We start from the raw sequence: 17,348 nt of genomic DNA on the forward strand, positions 1-17,348 counted from the left end.
AGGGATTTAAATGACCTCTAAAAGGGGAGCAGATGTATGGCAAAATATCTGGTGATCGTCGAATCACCTGCGAAAGCAAAAACAATTAAACGTTATTTAGGTCCGAATTATATGGTCAAAGCTTCGATGGGGCACGTGATTGACTTGCCTAAAAGTCAACTCGGTGTAGACGTCGAACACGACTTTGAACCGAAGTATATTACCATCCGTGGTAAAGGACCGGTATTGAAAGAATTGAAGACAGCAGCGAAAAAAGCGACAAAAATCTTTCTCGCGGCCGACCCCGATAGAGAAGGGGAAGCGATTGCTTGGCATTTAGCACGCGCACTCGGTGTCGATGAAACGACAGAATGTCGTGTCGTCTTTAACGAAATCACGAAAGATGCGATTAAAGAATCGTTTAAACATCCACGTAAGATCAATCACGATCTCGTCGATGCACAACAAGCCCGACGTATTTTAGATCGTCTTGTCGGATACGGGATGAGCCCATTATTATGGAAGAAAGTCAAAAAAGGATTATCTGCAGGGCGAGTTCAATCGGTAGCCGTGAAGATGATTATCGACCGTGAGCGCGAAATTAACGCGTTCGACCCGGAAGAGTATTGGACGATTAAACTTGATTTAAATCATGATGGGGAAACGTTCGAGACTTCATTTTACGGAAAAGATGGGAAGAAGATGGAATTGAAGTCTGAAGAAGACGCGCAATCTGTCCTCGATACCATTGATGATACGTTTAAAGTCATTGATGTAACGAAGAAAGAACGGAAGCGGAACGCTTCGCTACCGTTCACGACAAGTTCATTGCAGCAGGATGCTGCCCGTAAATTGAATTTCCGTGCGAAGAAGACAATGATGCTCGCGCAGCAATTATATGAAGGAATCGATCTCGGTAAAAAAGAGGGTACAGTCGGTTTGATTACGTATATGCGTACCGACTCGACACGTATCTCTGATTTGGCGAAGACGGAGGCGAAGGAATATATCGAATCGACATTCGGTGAAGAGTATGTCGCCTCACAGAAACAAAAAGAAAAGAAATCAGCGAATGCCCAAGACGCGCACGAAGCGATTCGTCCGACTTCAGCATTGCGCGACCCAGCTTCCTTGAAGCCATATCTGTCACGTGACCAGTTGCGACTGTATAAATTGATTTGGGAACGATTGATTGCGAGCCAAATGGCGCCAGCCGTTCTTGATACGGTCAAAATCGACGTCGAGTCGAACGGGATGATTTTCCGTGCGAACGGGTCGACAGTCAAATTCCCTGGTTTCATGAAAGTGTATATCGAGTCGAAAGACGATGACATCGAGGACACGAACCAAGAGAAGGAAGGATTATTGCCACCTCTCGAAGTGGATGATACCGTGACGTTTGAAACGATTGAGCCGAAACAACACTTCACACAACCGCCACCTCGTTATACAGAGGCGCGACTCGTTCGAGCGATGGAAGAACTCGGGATTGGTCGTCCGTCGACGTACGCGCCGACACTCGACACGATCCAACGACGCGGTTATGTCGTTCTCGAAGAGAAAAAGTTTTTACCGACTGAACTTGGAGAACTCGTCATCGAGATGATTGATGAGTATTTCAACGACTTCATCACGGTCCAGTTCACGGCCGACATGGAGACCCTTCTTGATTCGATCGAGCATAAGGAAGTCGAGTGGACGGAAGTCGTCGCTCCGATTTATCGTTCTTTCGAGAAACGATTGAAGCGTGCTGAAGAAGAAATCGAGAAAATCGAAGTGAAAGATGAACCTGCCGGAATTGATTGTGAAGTCTGTGGGTCACCAATGGTCATCAAGATGGGACGCTACGGCAAGTTCATGGCGTGCTCGAACTTCCCGAACTGTACGAACACGAAACCGGTACAAGTCGAAATCGGTGTCCCGTGTCCGAACTGTAAGGATGGACAAATCGTAGAACGTCGTAGTAAAAAAGGTCGTCTCTTCTATGGTTGCTCGAACTATCCGGAATGTGAATTCGTCTCATGGGATAAACCGGTTGCGAAACCGTGTCCAGTATGCGACAGTTTGATGGTCGAGAAAAAAATTAAAGACGGCGTGAAATATCAATGTACGAACTGTACCCACACCGAGGTACATCAGCAAGAGGAGGATTAATGTTGCAACAACGTGTAACTGTAATCGGAGCTGGATTGGCCGGCTCCGAAGCGGCTTGGCAACTCGCTAAGCGCGGTATTCAAGTAGATTTGTATGAAATGAGACCGGTTCGTCAAACACCGGCGCACCACACGGATCAATTTGCAGAACTCGTCTGTTCGAACTCGCTACGTGCGAACGGTCTTCAAAATGCCGTAGGTGTCTTGAAAGAAGAAATGCGTACGCTTGACTCGCTCATCTTAAAGGCGGCGGACACGGCAAGTGTACCTGCTGGGGGTGCCCTTGCCGTCGATCGTCATGAGTTTGCCGGATTCATCACCGAGAAGCTAAAGAACCACGAGAATGTCACAGTGCACAACGAAGAGCTCAAAGAGATTCCTGAAGGGATCGCCATCGTGGCGACTGGCCCTTTGACCTCCCCTGACCTCTCTGCATCACTCAAGGCGTTCACAGGAGAAGATTATCTCTACTTCTATGACGCGGCAGCACCAATTCTAGATGGTGATACGATTGATCGGGATAAAGTCTATTTGAAGTCGCGTTACGACAAAGGTGAAGCCGCTTACTTGAACTGTCCGATGACAGAAGAAGAGTTTGACGTGTTTTACGAAGAGCTGATTAAGGCAGAAGTCGTTCCGCTAAAAGAGTTTGAAAAAGAGATTTACTTTGAAGGATGCATGCCGTTTGAAGTCATGGCCGAGCGTGGGAAAAAGACGCTTCTTTTCGGACCGATGAAGCCGGTCGGATTAGAAGACCCGAAGACAGGAAAACGTCCATATGCCGTCGTTCAGCTTCGTCAAGACAACTCGGCGGGCACACTGTATAACTTGGTAGGCTTCCAAACACATTTGAAGTGGGGCGAACAGAAGCGCATCATCCGTCTCATCCCGGGACTCGAGAATGCGGACATCGTCCGTTACGGTGTCATGCACCGTAACACGTTCATCAACTCACCGAGCTTACTCAAGCCGACGTATCAGGCGCGTACACGTGACACGCTCTTCTTCGCCGGTCAGATGACAGGGGTAGAAGGATATGTGGAGTCGGCAGCGTCCGGGCTTCTAGCTGGGATCAATGCGGCGAAGATGATCGCAGGTGAAGAACTCGTCGTTCTCCCGCGTGAGACGATGCTTGGTTCGATGGCGCATTATATCACGACAGCCGACGGGAAGCACTTCCAACCGATGAATGCAAACTTCGGATTGGTGCCATCACTAGAAGACGCTCCGAAAAAGATGAAGAAACAAGAAAGGTACGAGCGTTACGCGAACCGTGCGTTAGAAACGATACAACAGTATAAAGATCTTTGAACAGGAGAGCCATTTTTTGGCTCTTTTGTTTTGAAGTAAAATTTCAATTGTGTATTTTGTTTCATACTTTGAAAATTTTCAGATTATTGAACGGCTATCTATTGTCACCTTACATTCTGTATGCTATGCTAATTTCGATTTGACGAGAACATGCGTTTTTACGAGTCATCGAGGAGGCGATAAAATGGGATTTTTAGAGGATCGACAATCCTTTTTACGCTACTGCCAAATTGAACGTCGACTGTCTCCTCATACGAAACGCTCTTACGAGCAAACGCTCGACCAGTACGCCGCATATTGCCAATCGACGCATCAAGATCCCTACGATGCTCAGACGGCGCGGCGTTATTTATATGTCCTTTATGAGAAACAATTGGCCACGTCTACGGTGTCCCAAAAAGTATCTTGTTTCAAGCAATTCGGGAAGTTTATGGCAAGGGAACAAGGTGGAGAACCGTTGTTCTACGACCTGACCTCACCGAAAAAGAGACAGTCCTTGCCGACCTTTGCCGTCCCGACGGAAGTCGAGCAACTGTTGGAGGCTGCCTCGAGGCAGGAAGACCCTTTTTTACAGGCGAGGGACATCGCCATCGTAGAAGTGCTCTATGGGACGGGAATCCGCGTCGCAGAACTGTGTGGGATGAACCTTTCCTCGTTCGATGAGGTTTTATCCTTTGTCCATGTGATGGGAAAAGGGAAGAAAGAACGATATGTCCCGATCGGACAATATGCCGTACATGCTTTGCAGCGTTATATCGAATTACGCAAAGGTGTCGGGCTCCCGACAGATACCGCATTATTTTTGAGTCAAAAAGGGAATCGGATGACAACAGACCAAATCCGCTATGTCATGAAACGTTTGAGAAAAGACAGTGGGGTACATAAACCACTTACCCCGCACTCGTTGCGACACAGCTTTGCGACGGACTTGTTAGAACGGGGAGCGGACTTGCGTGCCGTCCAAGAGTTGCTTGGGCATGAGTCCTTGTCGACGACCGGGCGGTATACCCATGTATCGACCGAACGACTTCGGTCGATTTATCAAGCGACACATCCAAGAAAGTAGGAGGTTACGATATGTTTCATGCAACAACGATTTTTGCAGTTCGACACAATGGCCAATGTGCGATGAGTGGAGATGGCCAAGTCACATTCGGGAATGCCGTCATCATGAAAAACAAGGCGAAGAAAGTCAGACGCCTTTATGGCGGGAAAGTCGTTGCCGGTTTTGCAGGTAGCGTAGCAGATGCTTTCACATTGTTTGAAAAGTTTGAATCGAAACTTGAAATGTATAACGGTAACTTGCCGCGAGCAGCGGTAGAACTTGCGAAAGAATGGCGTGGGGATAAGATGTTGCGTCAACTCGAGGCACTATTGATTGTGATGGATGCCGATCATCTTTTGCTCGTCTCTGGGAATGGAGAAGTGATTGAGCCGGACGATGGAATTCTTGCAATCGGATCCGGTGGGAACTATGCCTTAGCGGCAGGTCGCGCACTCGTACGCCATTCTGCTGAAAAGTCTGCTGAAGAAATCGCGCGTGCCGCTCTTGAAATCGCTGGTGAGCTTTGCGTGTATACAAATGATCAAGTCATTGTAGAAACGATTGGAGGCGCTGCTGAATGAACCGAGAGTTGACACCTAGACAAATCGTAACGGAGTTAGACCGTTTTGTAATCGGACAAAAGGATGCCAAGCGAGCAGTTTCGATTGCTCTACGAAATCGCTATCGTCGTCAAAAGTTAAGTGCAGACCTTCGCGATGAGGTTACACCAAAAAATATTTTGATGATCGGACCGACCGGGGTCGGAAAGACCGAAATTGCTCGACGGTTAGCTAAGCTTGTCGGTGCACCGTTTGTGAAGGTAGAAGCAACGAAATTTACGGAAGTTGGTTACGTCGGTCGTGACGTTGAATCGATGGTACGTGATCTCGTTGAGGCATCGGTTCGTCTTGTCAAAGAAGAGAAAAAAGAAGATGTGAAGGAGCCAGCGGAACGTGCGGCGACGGAACGCCTTTTAGATGCGTTACAAGGAAAAGCAAAAGCGACACCTACTGCATCGAATCCGTTCGAAGCGTTGTTCGGCGGACAGACACAACAGCCAGAAACCACGTCGGACACATCCAATAATGACCGTTCGCAACTTCGACGCTTGCTCGAACTCGGTGAACTCGAAGAACGCGTGATTGAAGTGGAATTAGAAGAAAAGCAGACGATGGATTTGTTTCAGGGTCAAGGGATGGAAGGTTTGTCGAATCTTCAGGATATGCTCGGTCAAATCGTTCCAAAGAAACGGAAACAACGTAAGCTGACGGTTCGTGAAGCAAGACCGCTTCTCATTGCTGAAGAAGCAGAGAACTTGCTGGACTTGAACGAAGTCCACGATGAAGCCGTGCGGCGCAGTGAACAGATGGGTATCATCTTCGTGGATGAAATCGATAAGATCGCCACAAAATCACAAGATCACGCCGGAGTATCCCGTGAAGGGGTGCAGCGTGACATTCTTCCGATTGTAGAAGGATCTACGGTCGTCACGAAGTATGGACCGGTTAAAACGGATCATGTTCTTTTCATCGCGGCCGGTGCATTCCATATGGCTAAGCCGTCTGACCTGATTCCAGAGCTACAAGGACGCTTCCCAATTCGTGTTGAATTGAGCAGCTTGACGGAAGAAGACTTCGTCAAGATTTTGACGGAACCGTCACAGGCACTCATTAAACAATATACGGCCTTGTTAGAATCTGAAGAAATCACGGTCCGTTTCACGCATGAGGCCATTGAAGAAATTGCGAAAATTGCGACACATGTCAATCGTGAGACCGATGACATCGGTGCACGTCGCCTCTATACTATAATGGAGCGCGTTTTAGAAGATTTATCATTTGAAGCGGCAGATATGCCACAAACAACCGTAGAAATCACACCAGCTTACGTACAAGCAAAAGTCGGTTCCATCGCCGACGATCGTGATTTGAGCCAATATATATTATAAGATTCTGTATGCACATACAGGGAGGAAATAGAGAATATGAACTTACTAGAAAAAACACGCCAATTAAACACAATGCTTCAACAAGAGGCAAGTGCGCACGTTGACTTTAAAGAAATGGCGGACAAAATGCGTGAAGTCCTTGAGTCCAACACGTTTATCGTGAGCCGTCGGGGACGACTTCTCGGTTTTGCAATCAAACAACAGATTGAGAATGACCGGATGAAAGCATTCTTAGTCGATCGACAGTTCCCGGAGCCATATGCTTCGAACTTGTTCAATGTGAAAGAAACGACAGCGAACATCGATATCGATAGTGAATATACAGCGTTCCCAGTCGAGAACCACGATCTATTCCTCAACTCCATGACGACGATTGTTCCAATCATCGGTGGAGGAGAACGTTTAGGTACGCTCGTACTCGGTCGATTGGCGAATGAATTCACAGAAGATGACCTCGTTCTCGCGGAGTACTCTGCAACTGTAGTTGGAATGGAAATCCTTCGTGAGAAGGCTGCGGAAGCCGAAACGTCGGCACGTAAGAAAGCGGTCGTCCAGATGGCGATTAACTCGTTATCGTATTCAGAGCTTGAGGCAATCGAACACATCTTCGAAGAGCTTGGTGGAAACGAAGGATTGCTAGTTGCTTCCAAAATTGCCGACAGAGTGGGAATCACGCGTTCGGTCATCGTCAACGCACTTCGGAAATTAGAAAGTGCAGGGGTCATTGAATCACGTTCTTTAGGAATGAAAGGAACGTATATCAAGATATTAAATGACAACTTCTTGTTTGAATTGCAAAAACTGAAATCAAACTGAAATACAACTTTCGATGTGTGATTTCCATTGAAAACACTTTTAAAAGGGACTTTATTCCTAAAAAACCGCTTTCCTTGATAAGGAGGCGGTTTTTTTTAGTACAAAAGTAATTATTTTCACCTTTTGACGTGAATTCGACAAAAAGATATTAAGCCATTTACCTATGTTTTAAAAAATATCTTTCAGAACTGTTACAGATTTGTTTCAATGAAATAGTAGATTTTCCAAATGAGGTATATTTAGTAGTCATTATATGAAAGTGAGTGAACGCCGTGAATTGGATTGGTAGTGACTATCAATTACTAAAGCAAGCCATCAACCATTCAGTCCTTAACCAAAAGGTCATCAGTCATAACCTTTCAAACATTGATACGCCGAATTTCAAAGCCAAACAGGCTGTGTTTGAGCAGACGCTTCAGAGTGAGATGCGACTCAAGCTGCAAGGTGGTCGTCCGAGTGACTCGACCCAGTCGAAGGTCATCGATCGAGCTGGTGGCGCCATGAGGAGTGATGGCAACAACGTCGACTTGGATTATGAAATGAGTGAGCTGGCACGAAACCAACTCCAGTATGAGGCGATGATGGAGCAATTGAATCGTAGGCTCGGGGGATTAAAATCTGTTATTCGGGGAGGTCGTTAATCAATGGGAATGTTTGATAGTTTTCATATTTCAGCTTCAGCGTTGACGTCACAACGGCTACGAATGGATACCGTGTCGGCGAACATCGCCAACGCTCAGACGACTCGCGGGAGACTCGTGGACGGAGAGTGGCAACCATACACACGAAAGATGACCGTGTTGCAAAAAGCGCCATTCCGGAAGCAAATGGATGCCGTTAATGGAGGGGTGCAGGTATCTCAAATCATCGAAGACGATGCACCGTATAAATTGGCTTATAACCCGAATCATCCCGATGCGGATGAGCGAGGGTACGTACAAATGCCGAACGTCGATCTCTTGAAAGAAATGGTCGATTTGATGGGTGCGACTCGTTCGTACGAAGCAAACATTGCAGCGATGAACGCCTCGAAGGCGATGCTCGTAAAAGCGATGGAGATTGGTAAAGGATAAGGAGTGTTAACGGATGCAAATTAATCCAATTCAATTGATGAGCCCAGAACTCACGCCATCACTGAATAAAACGAACCCATCTCAATTTGGGTCATACTTGAATGAAGCGATGAACGCATTGAATGAGACACAACAAGCGACTAGTCAAGCCCGTAAAGATTTGGCGGTCGGGAAAGCTGACCTTCATCAGGTGATGATTCAAAGTGAAGAGTCGTCGATTGCGATGCAACTTGCCATCGAGGTGAGGAACAAGGCTGTTGAGGCCTATCAAGAAATGATGCGAATGCAAGTTTAATTGTAGAGGATGACAAGTTGCGATGAATGAACAATTAAAAGAACGATTCAAATCCATGACCGGTGCATTAAAGGCGATGCCAGCGAAACGTAAACTCGTATGGGGCATCTCGATCGCGGTCATACTAATCGCGGCCCTCGTACTCACATTCTTACTTTCAAGGCCAAACATGGCACCTCTCTATACAAACTTGTCTGCTCAAGAAGCGGGCGAAGTGACAGAGAAGTTGACAGCAGACGGGGTACAGTCGGAAATCAAGGCGACTTCGAACGGTGTGAGCGTGTATGTGCCGACTGAAATGGTCGATCAGTTGAAAGTGAGTTTGGCTGCTGCCGGGATTCCAAAGTCCGGCTCGATTGATTATAGTTTCTTCAGTGAAAACGCAGGGTTCGGAACGACAGACCGTGAGATGGCTGTCATCGAACGTAGTGCGATGCAGACGGAGCTAGAGCGACTCATCACACAGATTGAAGGAATCAATCAAGCGAAAGTAATCATCTCACTTCCTGAGAAGTCTGTCTTCTTGGCAGAAGATCAAGGTGAGCCTACCGCGTCCATCGTCTTGAACATCGGAGCGGGGACGAATTTAGAACCAAACACAGTAAAAGGTCTCTATCATTTGATTAGTAAGAGTGTCCCGAACTTGAAACCGGAAAACATTTCAATTATGGACCAATACTTCACGTATTATGATCTCGACCAGACCGTTGTTGCTGGAGGTTCCTCGTCAGATCCATTGGCGTTGAAGCGACAAGTCGAAAAAGACGTACGTCAACAAATCCAACAGATGCTCTCGGTTCTACTCGGCGAACGGAGCGTACTCGTTTCCGTCACAGCAGACATCGACACGACACAAACGGCTGAAGAACAGAATCTTGTCACGCCGGTCGATGAAGAAAACATGGAAGGCATCGTCACGTCTGCCGAGCGGATTGCTGAAGCATACACTGGCGGAACAGGTACGGCGACAGAAGCGACGGGAACTGGTGAGAACGACACAATCAACTTCCCGGCAGCGACTGGTGATGGCACAGAAGAAAGTGAAAAGAATCATGAAATCATCAATTACGAGGTCAACCGCATCACGAAGCAGATTCAAAACGCACCATATACGATTCGTGACCTCGGAGTCCAACTCATCGTTGAACCACCAGATGGCGCAACAAGTATCGATCCGCAGTTAGAAGGCGACCTCGAGACGATGATGTATTCCATTATTCGGACGTCGTTAGCGAAGACGGATGAAGCCATCACGGATGCTGAACTCGAACAGAAAGTTGTCGTCGTGTCGAGACCGTTCGCTGAAGTGGAAGAGGTTGCAGCAACAGAGCAACCGACACCTTGGTGGGTGTATGCGGCAGCGGCGGGTGCAGTCGTAATTCTTGCCTTGATCTTCTTCGCGATGCGTAGACGGAAGCAAGAGGTTGTGGAAGAGACGAACGAATGGGAAGTTCCATATGAAGATGAAGTACCTGACCTAGACCTCGAAGAGCGAGGCGAAGGTGCAGTGAAGAAGAAACAGTTAGAAAAATTAGCTGAAAGTAATCCAGAAGAGTTTGCTAAACTGCTTCGTACTTGGATGTCTGAGGAGTGAGTAACGTGAACTATGCAAAACAATCGAATCGCGAAAAAGCAGCGATGCTCATGATTTCCCTGGGACCTGAAGTGGCAGCGAACGTCTACAAACATCTTTCAGAAGAAGAGATGGAACAACTGACGCTTCAAATTTCAGCGTTAAAAAAAGTGTCCCCGGAAGAAAAGGATAGTATTCTCGGTGAGTTCCATGAACTCGCCATGGCACAAAGTTATATCACTCAGGGTGGAATCGGGTTTGCGAAAACTGTCCTTGAAAAAGCAGTTGGTGAAGACAAGGCGATGGCATTGATTCATCGTCTGACTTCCACCTTACAGGTCAGACCGTTCGAGTTTGCACGAAAAGCAGACCCGAAACAGTTATTGAACTTTATCCAAAACGAGCACCCACAGACGATTGCGTTAATCTTAGCGCATTTAGAACCCGTCAAGTCAGGGCAAATCCTCTCGGAACTTCCACCTGAGATTCAATCGGAAGTCGCAAAACGGATTGCGACGATGGATCGACTCAATCCAGACGTCATCCATGAAGTGGAACAAATCCTTGAGAAGAACTTGTCGCAGACGGATATGCAAGATTATGCTCAATCTGGTGGAATCGAAGCAGTCGTCGAAGTCTTGAACGGTGTAGACCGGACGACCGAACGTACCATTCTCGATGCGCTCGAAATCGAAGACCCGGAACTTGCAGAAGAAATCAAAAAGCGGATGTTCGTCTTCGAAGATATCGTTACGCTCGATTCTCGTGCGATTCAACGAATCATTCGCGAAGTGGCGAACGACGACTTGTTACTTGCGCTCAAGGTCTCTTCGGAGGAAGTCAAACAAATTATCTTCAAAAACATGTCACAACGTATGGTCGAAACGTTCAAAGAAGATATGGAATTCATGGGACCGGTACGGTTGCGTGACGTCGAAGAGGCACAGAGCCGAATCGTCGGAATCATTCGTCGCCTAGAGGACGTCGGTGAGATTGTAATCAGTCGAGGTGGAGGAGATGACATCGTTGTCTAATGTGATCAAACGCCAACGTGCAACATCGAATATTCCGCAACGGATTGAATCCAAGCGCTTAGAAACACCCATTATAGAACCGAATGACGGAATCAATCATCACGATGTCATTCAGTCGCGCTATGAGAAGTTGAAGCAGGACGAAGAAGCATTTCAACAGTTTCAGTTGACCGAAGTCGAACAGTTGGAGCGGTTGAAACAACAGGTGTTCGAGGAGGCGCGTTCAGAAGGGTATCAGGAAGGTCTCCTTCAAGGTAGACAGGACGGATTGGCTGAGTTCGAGGACATCACCACACGATTAAATTCCGTTTCGAGCGAACTTGAACTCTTATTTGAAGAAAAATGGAGACAAGCGGAAGAACAACTCATTGAGCTGGCAATCTCGGTCAGTGCACATGTGACAACGGAACTTGTTCGGAAAGATGAAGAACTCTTTGCGACGATGATCCGTGATCAAATGTCACATTGGATCGATGCCGAAGCAATCACAATCTTTGTTCATCCGACACGTCTTGCCTCGATTCAGCAATTCGAAGCGATGTGGCGGACAGAAGAGACACCCCCTTTGAAATATCGTGGGGACGGATCATTGGATGAAACGGCAGTCCGAATCGAGTCGCCACATCGTGGGAATGAAGTCGATTTAACGTATAGTTTCGAACGGATTCAAGCTAAAATCGAGGAGGTTTTAGCGGATGGTGCTTATTGAGCAGGTTCTTGACTCAATCAAGCAGTCTTCGGACGGCGAGTTCACACGAAAAATCGGTCGAGTTTGCCGTGTCATCGGATTGATGATTGAGTCGAATGGGCCGAGTGCATTTGTCGGAGAACGCTGTTTGATTGTCCTTCCGTCGAATGAAACGGTTGAAGCAGAGGTTGTCGGATTCAATGAAGAGCGTGTTCTGCTCATGCCATACGGTGAAACTACGCAAATTGCGCCAGGGTGTCTTGTAAAGGGAACGGGAAAAATGCTTCAAGTTCCTGTAGGGGAAGAGTTGATTGGTCAAGTGCTCGATGGTTTGGGACGTCCACTTTCAGGTGAGCGTCTTGTGACCGGTAAGCGTTATGACGTTCAACGTAAACCTCCGAATCCTTTGAATCGACCAAGGATTTTAGATGCGCTGTCGACCGGTGTACGCATGATTGATGGACTGTTGACTGTAGGGAAAGGACAACGGGTCGGTTTGTTTGCTGGTTCCGGTGTAGGGAAGTCGACCTTGCTCGGGATGATTGCCAAACGATCTTCGGCAGATATTAACGTCATCGCCTTGATTGGAGAACGGGGTCGGGAAGTAAAAGAGTTCATCGAAAAAGAACTCGGACCAGAAGGCATGGCTCGTTCCGTCGTGATTGTAGCGACAAGCGACCAACCCCCGCTTGTCCGGTTGAAGGGAGCTTACACGGCGACCGCGATTGCCGAGTACTTCCGGGACCAAGGGAAAGAAGTGGTCTTGATGATGGACTCGGTGACACGTTTTGCGATGGCACAGCGTGAGATTGGTCTTGCGACGGGCGAACCCCCAACATCGAAAGGGTACACCCCATCCGTATTCGCCATGTTACCTCAACTATTAGAGCGAAGTGGAACAGCGGCGACAGGTTCAATCACTGCGTTCTATACGGTCCTCGTCGACGGGGATGATATGAATGAACCGATTGCCGACGCGGTGCGGGGGATTTTAGACGGACACTTTGTGATGGACCGGGCGCTCGCAAACCGTGGGCAATTCCCGGCAATCCATGTACTGAAATCCATCAGTCGGGTCATGAACCAAATCGCTTCCCCTTCACACAGAGATGCAGCTCAAACGTTCCGCAGTTGGCTCGCGACCTATATTGACGCGGAAGATTTAATCAATATCGGAGCGTATAAAAAAGGCACCAATCCTTCAATTGATACCGCTGTGGAGAAATATCCATACTTGTTGACGTTTTTGAAACAATCGATCGAAGAAGATGCTGCTTTCGAACAGACGATGACCCACTTGTCACATATTGCACGAGGTGAATCATGAATAGACTCATATTAGAACGAATCATGCCGATTGCGGAACATGAAAAAGAAGATGCCGCCATAGAAGTCAGAGGATTTAAGGCAAGACTTGAGACAGAGATGGAGAAGCTATATGACCTTCTTCTCATGTATGAGTCGCTCATCAAACACCAAGACGAACAATCTGGAAACATCGACCTTCTCATGTCGCAGTATCGAGAAAAGACGCGAGAGCAAGTGAAACGTCAAATCGAAACGCAACAGCTCGTCGTACAACAGGCCCGCAATCGCTATCATGCGTCGCAAGAACGATTGCTCGGTAAAGTGGTGGAAGAAAAGAAATACGTGACGCTCCATGAAAAGGTCAGCATGCAAGAGATGACGGTAGCTAAACTTACAGAGCAACAAATGATGGATGAACTTGCTGTGATTCATCATGGGAAAGGGAAGTAGCATGGCAAAAGAGAACAATAAACGAGGCAAGCAAATGATTGTGGCGTTGGTCCTCATTCCAGCAATCTTCATCTTAGTCGGTGGGATCGTCGTCATGAACTATGCGATGGACCGTCCGCTCTTATCCGTTCCCTTATTAGAAGTGAACGAGGACGAGAAAACGGAAGAATCAAAAAAAACGGAGACGCAGGTGAATGTGACGGGAATCGATTCGGACGCAGCGAACCGATTAAAAGCGGCGAACAGTGAGATTGAAAAACTTCGCAACGAAAATGTTGAATTGACGAACGAAGTAAAGGCTAGACAAGAAGAAATCACCGATTTGATTCGTGAACGAGATCGACTCGTTTCGGAACTAGAGGCAGCGTCAAAAGAAGAGGAGACCTCATCTGATGTCGCCAGCGTTTATGAAGAAATGTCAGCCAAACAGGCGGCAGCTATTATGGGTGAACTCGAAAGCCCTCAAGTTGCTGAACTGTTGAAGGAGCTATCACCTAAGCAACAGGCAGACATCTTAGGACGAATGAATGCGCAACAGGCTGCGGTTGTGACGCAGCTTCTCCAATGAACACAAGAAGGGAGGGTCAACATTGAATATCGCTTTATTGACGCAAGCCATTCAAGGATCGATGGCTCGTACTGGAGCAGTGGAGGGAGAATCACAGGGAGCAGGTGGATTTTTAAGCCTCCTTTCTGCGATGCTTGCCCCAATGCAAGGCTCAGGGGAGCAGGCAGAACTTCCTCAACTTGAAGAAGGTGTGCTTCCTGAAGGATCAGTCGATTTGGAAAAAGTGGCACAGGAACTCGAAACATGGTTTCAAAAGCCTGATACATTGAAGTGGCTAAAATCACTGCCACAAGATGCGTATCGGACGTTTATGGATGCATATGTAAGTTTACTCGGTCAATTGTCTAATCCTTCGCCTGAGACTGAAATCCCGTCTTCGGTTTTACCGGCGATTGTACAGACGACGACTACGCCGAAAGTCCATACTACGAAGCAAACAGAGGGAAATGCTCAGACGACCAACATTGCACTAACTCAACAAGTTCCAAACCAAGAACTTGCCAAACAGGTTCAAACGATGCAACGGATCATCACACAATATAAAGGACCAATCGAAGGTACATTGAAAGAAGTTCCCGTCTTGTCAAATGTTGAAACCGTAAAAATCGCAAAACCTGCGCTACAGCCAAATAACGTAGACTGGATGCCGAAAGGGATGAACTGGTCAAGACCACAGATTGACGTGGACACGGTCATGTATGCTTCGAAAGGATCCCTTCCTGAGAATTTACAAGCTCGGATTGAAGCGGCTTTGCAAAAGGCACCGTTCAAAAGTGGGGCAGATGGTTCAAAAGTCTTCACTGTAAGATTGTATCCGGAGCAGTTAGGGGAACTCGTCGTCAAGCTAGAGCGGAAGAATGGAGAACTTGTCGTCAAGATGTTTGCCAGCAATCAAGAGGCGAAGCAACTGATCCAGTCACAGGTTCAACAGTTGCAACAAACGTTGACACCCCATTCGCAAAACGTTCGGATCGAGGTCAACTTGACACAACAGGCGCTCGATTCAAAATCAGCCTTGTCCGATGGTTCCGAGCAACCGGAACAAGAACAACCACAAGAACAGCCTAAAGGAGGGTCTGAAGATGACGAGCATCCAACCGAAGACGAATGATTATACATTGCCAGATCAGTCGCTCCCAAAAGCGACAAATCAATACGATAAAGACATGTTTATGAAGTTGCTTCTCGCTCAAATCGCGAACCAGGACCCGATGTCACCGATGGAGGATAAAGAGTTCATCGCACAGATGGCGCAGTTCTCGTCTCTCGAGCAAATGCAAGCCATCTCAAAACAACTCGACTCGGTTCTCGTCGACCGTCACATGTCGTCGATTTCTGAATACAGTAGCATGATTGGGAAAACAATCAACTTTACAACCGAAACGAGTGAAGAGACGACGAAAGGCACAGGTCGTGTCGTTTCCATTTCTCGTAACGACTTAACCGGATATATGGCCGATCTTGAAGACGGAACATCCGTCAGCGTGTACGATATCACATCGATCAAATAAGCATAGGAGGAATGCATTATGTTAAGAGCAATGTACTCAGGAATCAGTGGATTGAAGAACTTCCAATCGAAGCTAGACGTCGTCGGGAACAACATCGCCAACGTCAACACGTTCGGTTATAAAAAAGGTCGCGTCACGTTCAAAGACCTCGTCAGTCAACAAGTCGGGAGTGCGTCGGCCGGAAATGCGACAACAGGTGGTGTGAACCCGAAGGAAGTCGGTCTCGGGGGGACGATGGCGACGGTCGATAACGTCTATAACCAGGGTGCCATGCAAAACACAGGACGCGCCCTTGACGTTGGGATTTCAGGTGAAGGATTCTATGCGACGATGGTCAATGGTCAAATCCAATACACGCGCGCTGGGAACTTCTACACGGACAACCAAGGTAATTTGGTGACGGGCGACGGGACATACCTCATTGGTTCTCAGACGAACACGTTGCCTCCTTCTGGTGTTGCCGGAGTTGCAGCCACACCTACTGCAGCAAATATGGGGGCGAACTTAGACGCACCTTATTTAGCAGCTGATGCAGGTACACAAACCGTTAAATACGGTCGAATTAAAATCCCAACAGATGCAAAATCGCTTTCAATTGGTAAAGACGGACAAGTTAGTTTCGTAGCTGCTAATGGTGAACTTCGTATCGCTGGTTATATCGTCACGTCGAACTTCTCGAACAATGCCGGGTTATCAAAAGTCGGAGCCAACAACTTCGTACAATCGCAAAACTCCGGTGCTCCACAGTTTGGCGTACCTGGTGCGGGCGGTCGCGGTGAACTTGTCTCAGGTGCACTTGAAATGTCAAACGTTGACCTTTCAGAAGAGTTCACAGAAATGATTGTGGCACAGCGTGGATTCCAGGCGAACACACGAATTATCACAACATCGGACGAGATCCTTCAAGAGCTCGTCAACTTGAAACGCTGATGATTCGCGTTACGGCATTTCGCGGTGAGGAGTTCGTGCTCAACGCTTTGCTCATCGAAACGGTGAAGGCAGAGCCCGACACGATCATCCAATTGTTTAATGGCAAAACGTATCTCGTAAAAGAAACGAAAGATCAAATCATTGAACGAACTGAAGCCTTTTACCGCTCAATCGGTTTAGTCGGAACGATGTTCACAAGAGGTGAAGAAGATGAGTGAAGAAGAAAAGAAAAAAGGTGGCGGCCTAAAAGTCGTAATCATCCTGCTTGTCGTCCTGCTCGTCATGGGCGGTGCCGGATTCATGACTTACAAATATGTCTTTGGTGATAACGTCACTGCTAAAACGAAACCTGTCACAGCTGAAGAGTTGGCAGAACGGAGTTTCATGACTGATGACATGACGACCAACATTCAAGACGAGCGTTTCATTAACGTTCAATTTACGATTGTCACAGATTCGGCTGAAACGAAAGAGAATTTAGAACTACGCAAGTTCCAAGTTCACAACGTCATTTTGGGTGATTTATCCGGGATGACGAAAGCCCAATTGGCAACAAAAGAAGATATGCAAAAGTTCGAACAAACATTACGAGAACAACTTAACGGACTGCTTGAAGAAGGTGAAGTCCAACGCGTCTATATGACGAAGAAAATTATTCAGTGAGGT

Annotated in this window: 20 protein-coding genes; all 20 read left to right on the forward strand. The window is 47.3% G+C overall.

Going from position 1 to position 17,348, the window contains the following annotated elements; all coding sequences use genetic code 11:
* The first annotated feature begins 36 nt into the window (after positions 1-36).
* Positions 37-2,133 carry a type I DNA topoisomerase gene (gene topA, locus OKS35_RS02425; RefSeq protein ID WP_078146694.1) on the forward strand — a complete coding sequence of 699 codons (2,097 nt, stop codon included), beginning with the start codon at positions 37-39 and terminating at the stop codon, positions 2,131-2,133.
* On the forward strand, positions 2,133-3,443 hold the full coding sequence (trmFO, locus tag OKS35_RS02430) for an FADH(2)-oxidizing methylenetetrahydrofolate--tRNA-(uracil(54)-C(5))-methyltransferase TrmFO (protein ID WP_264092406.1): 1,311 nt from the start codon (positions 2,133-2,135) through the stop codon (positions 3,441-3,443). The genes topA and trmFO overlap by 1 nt, the downstream gene beginning before the upstream one ends.
* A gap of 184 nt (positions 3,444-3,627) precedes the next feature.
* The gene (locus tag OKS35_RS02435) at positions 3,628-4,509 is read left to right on the forward strand and encodes a tyrosine-type recombinase/integrase (RefSeq protein ID WP_264092407.1); all 882 of its coding nucleotides are present in this window, start codon (positions 3,628-3,630) and stop codon (positions 4,507-4,509) included.
* An 11-nt stretch (positions 4,510-4,520) separates the two neighbouring features.
* The gene (hslV, locus tag OKS35_RS02440) at positions 4,521-5,069 is read left to right on the forward strand and encodes an ATP-dependent protease subunit HslV (protein WP_078146697.1); all 549 of its coding nucleotides are present in this window, start codon (positions 4,521-4,523) and stop codon (positions 5,067-5,069) included.
* Positions 5,066-6,436 (forward strand): ATP-dependent protease ATPase subunit HslU, encoded by a 1,371-nt coding sequence (gene hslU, locus OKS35_RS02445; protein ID WP_074037255.1) that lies wholly within the window; start codon positions 5,066-5,068, stop codon positions 6,434-6,436. Before hslV ends, hslU begins: the two co-directional genes overlap by 4 nt.
* A 36-nt stretch (positions 6,437-6,472) precedes the next feature.
* The gene (codY, locus tag OKS35_RS02450) at positions 6,473-7,252 is read left to right on the forward strand and encodes a GTP-sensing pleiotropic transcriptional regulator CodY (protein WP_074037253.1); all 780 of its coding nucleotides are present in this window, start codon (positions 6,473-6,475) and stop codon (positions 7,250-7,252) included.
* Between the two features lie 272 nt (positions 7,253-7,524).
* Positions 7,525-7,893: a flagellar basal body rod protein FlgB gene (flgB, locus tag OKS35_RS02455; protein WP_074037939.1), complete on the forward strand. Its 369-nt coding sequence runs from the start codon at positions 7,525-7,527 to the stop codon at positions 7,891-7,893.
* A gap of 3 nt (positions 7,894-7,896) precedes the next feature.
* A complete protein-coding gene (gene flgC, locus OKS35_RS02460) occupies positions 7,897-8,325 on the forward strand; it encodes a flagellar basal body rod protein FlgC (protein ID WP_264092408.1) in 429 nt (142 codons plus the stop codon).
* 13 nt (positions 8,326-8,338) lie between these two features.
* On the forward strand, positions 8,339-8,620 hold the full coding sequence (gene fliE / locus OKS35_RS02465) for a flagellar hook-basal body complex protein FliE (protein WP_074037250.1): 282 nt from the start codon (positions 8,339-8,341) through the stop codon (positions 8,618-8,620).
* Positions 8,621-8,642: 22 nt separating this feature from the next.
* A complete protein-coding gene (fliF, locus tag OKS35_RS02470; protein ID WP_264092409.1) occupies positions 8,643-10,214 on the forward strand; it encodes a flagellar basal-body MS-ring/collar protein FliF in 1,572 nt (523 codons plus the stop codon).
* A 5-nt stretch (positions 10,215-10,219) separates the two neighbouring features.
* Positions 10,220-11,227 (forward strand): flagellar motor switch protein FliG, encoded by a 1,008-nt coding sequence (gene fliG / locus OKS35_RS02475; RefSeq protein ID WP_026826250.1) that lies wholly within the window; start codon positions 10,220-10,222, stop codon positions 11,225-11,227.
* A complete protein-coding gene (locus tag OKS35_RS02480; RefSeq protein WP_214817289.1) occupies positions 11,211-11,936 on the forward strand; it encodes a FliH/SctL family protein in 726 nt (241 codons plus the stop codon). Before fliG ends, OKS35_RS02480 begins: the two co-directional genes overlap by 17 nt.
* The gene (fliI, locus tag OKS35_RS02485; RefSeq protein ID WP_159562089.1) at positions 11,923-13,242 is read left to right on the forward strand and encodes a flagellar protein export ATPase FliI; all 1,320 of its coding nucleotides are present in this window, start codon (positions 11,923-11,925) and stop codon (positions 13,240-13,242) included. The genes OKS35_RS02480 and fliI overlap by 14 nt, the downstream gene beginning before the upstream one ends.
* Positions 13,239-13,673 (forward strand): flagellar FliJ family protein, encoded by a 435-nt coding sequence (locus tag OKS35_RS02490; RefSeq protein ID WP_159562090.1) that lies wholly within the window; start codon positions 13,239-13,241, stop codon positions 13,671-13,673. The genes fliI and OKS35_RS02490 overlap by 4 nt, the downstream gene beginning before the upstream one ends.
* A gap of 1 nt (position 13,674) precedes the next feature.
* Complete coding sequence (locus tag OKS35_RS02495; protein ID WP_196430544.1) at positions 13,675-14,241, forward strand: MotE family protein; 567 nt, start codon at positions 13,675-13,677, stop codon at positions 14,239-14,241.
* A 22-nt stretch (positions 14,242-14,263) separates the two neighbouring features.
* Positions 14,264-15,352: a flagellar hook-length control protein FliK gene (locus OKS35_RS02500; RefSeq protein ID WP_264092410.1), complete on the forward strand. Its 1,089-nt coding sequence runs from the start codon at positions 14,264-14,266 to the stop codon at positions 15,350-15,352.
* Entirely contained in the window at positions 15,324-15,752 is a 429-nt protein-coding gene (locus OKS35_RS02505) for a flagellar hook capping FlgD N-terminal domain-containing protein (RefSeq protein ID WP_214782949.1), read from the forward strand. Before OKS35_RS02500 ends, OKS35_RS02505 begins: the two co-directional genes overlap by 29 nt.
* An 18-nt stretch (positions 15,753-15,770) precedes the next feature.
* Complete coding sequence (gene flgG, locus OKS35_RS02510; RefSeq protein WP_015881395.1) at positions 15,771-16,682, forward strand: flagellar basal body rod protein FlgG; 912 nt, start codon at positions 15,771-15,773, stop codon at positions 16,680-16,682.
* On the forward strand, positions 16,682-16,900 hold the full coding sequence (locus OKS35_RS02515; protein ID WP_031421671.1) for a flagellar FlbD family protein: 219 nt from the start codon (positions 16,682-16,684) through the stop codon (positions 16,898-16,900). The genes flgG and OKS35_RS02515 overlap by 1 nt, the downstream gene beginning before the upstream one ends.
* Positions 16,893-17,345, forward strand: a complete 453-nt coding sequence (locus OKS35_RS02520; RefSeq protein WP_015881397.1) for a flagellar basal body-associated FliL family protein — start codon at positions 16,893-16,895, stop codon at positions 17,343-17,345. Before OKS35_RS02515 ends, OKS35_RS02520 begins: the two co-directional genes overlap by 8 nt.
* Positions 17,346-17,348 lie beyond the last annotated feature (3 nt).

The organism is Exiguobacterium sp. N5 (assembly GCF_025842465.1).
In the GTDB taxonomy this organism is placed as follows: domain Bacteria; phylum Bacillota; class Bacilli; order Exiguobacteriales; family Exiguobacteriaceae; genus Exiguobacterium; species Exiguobacterium profundum.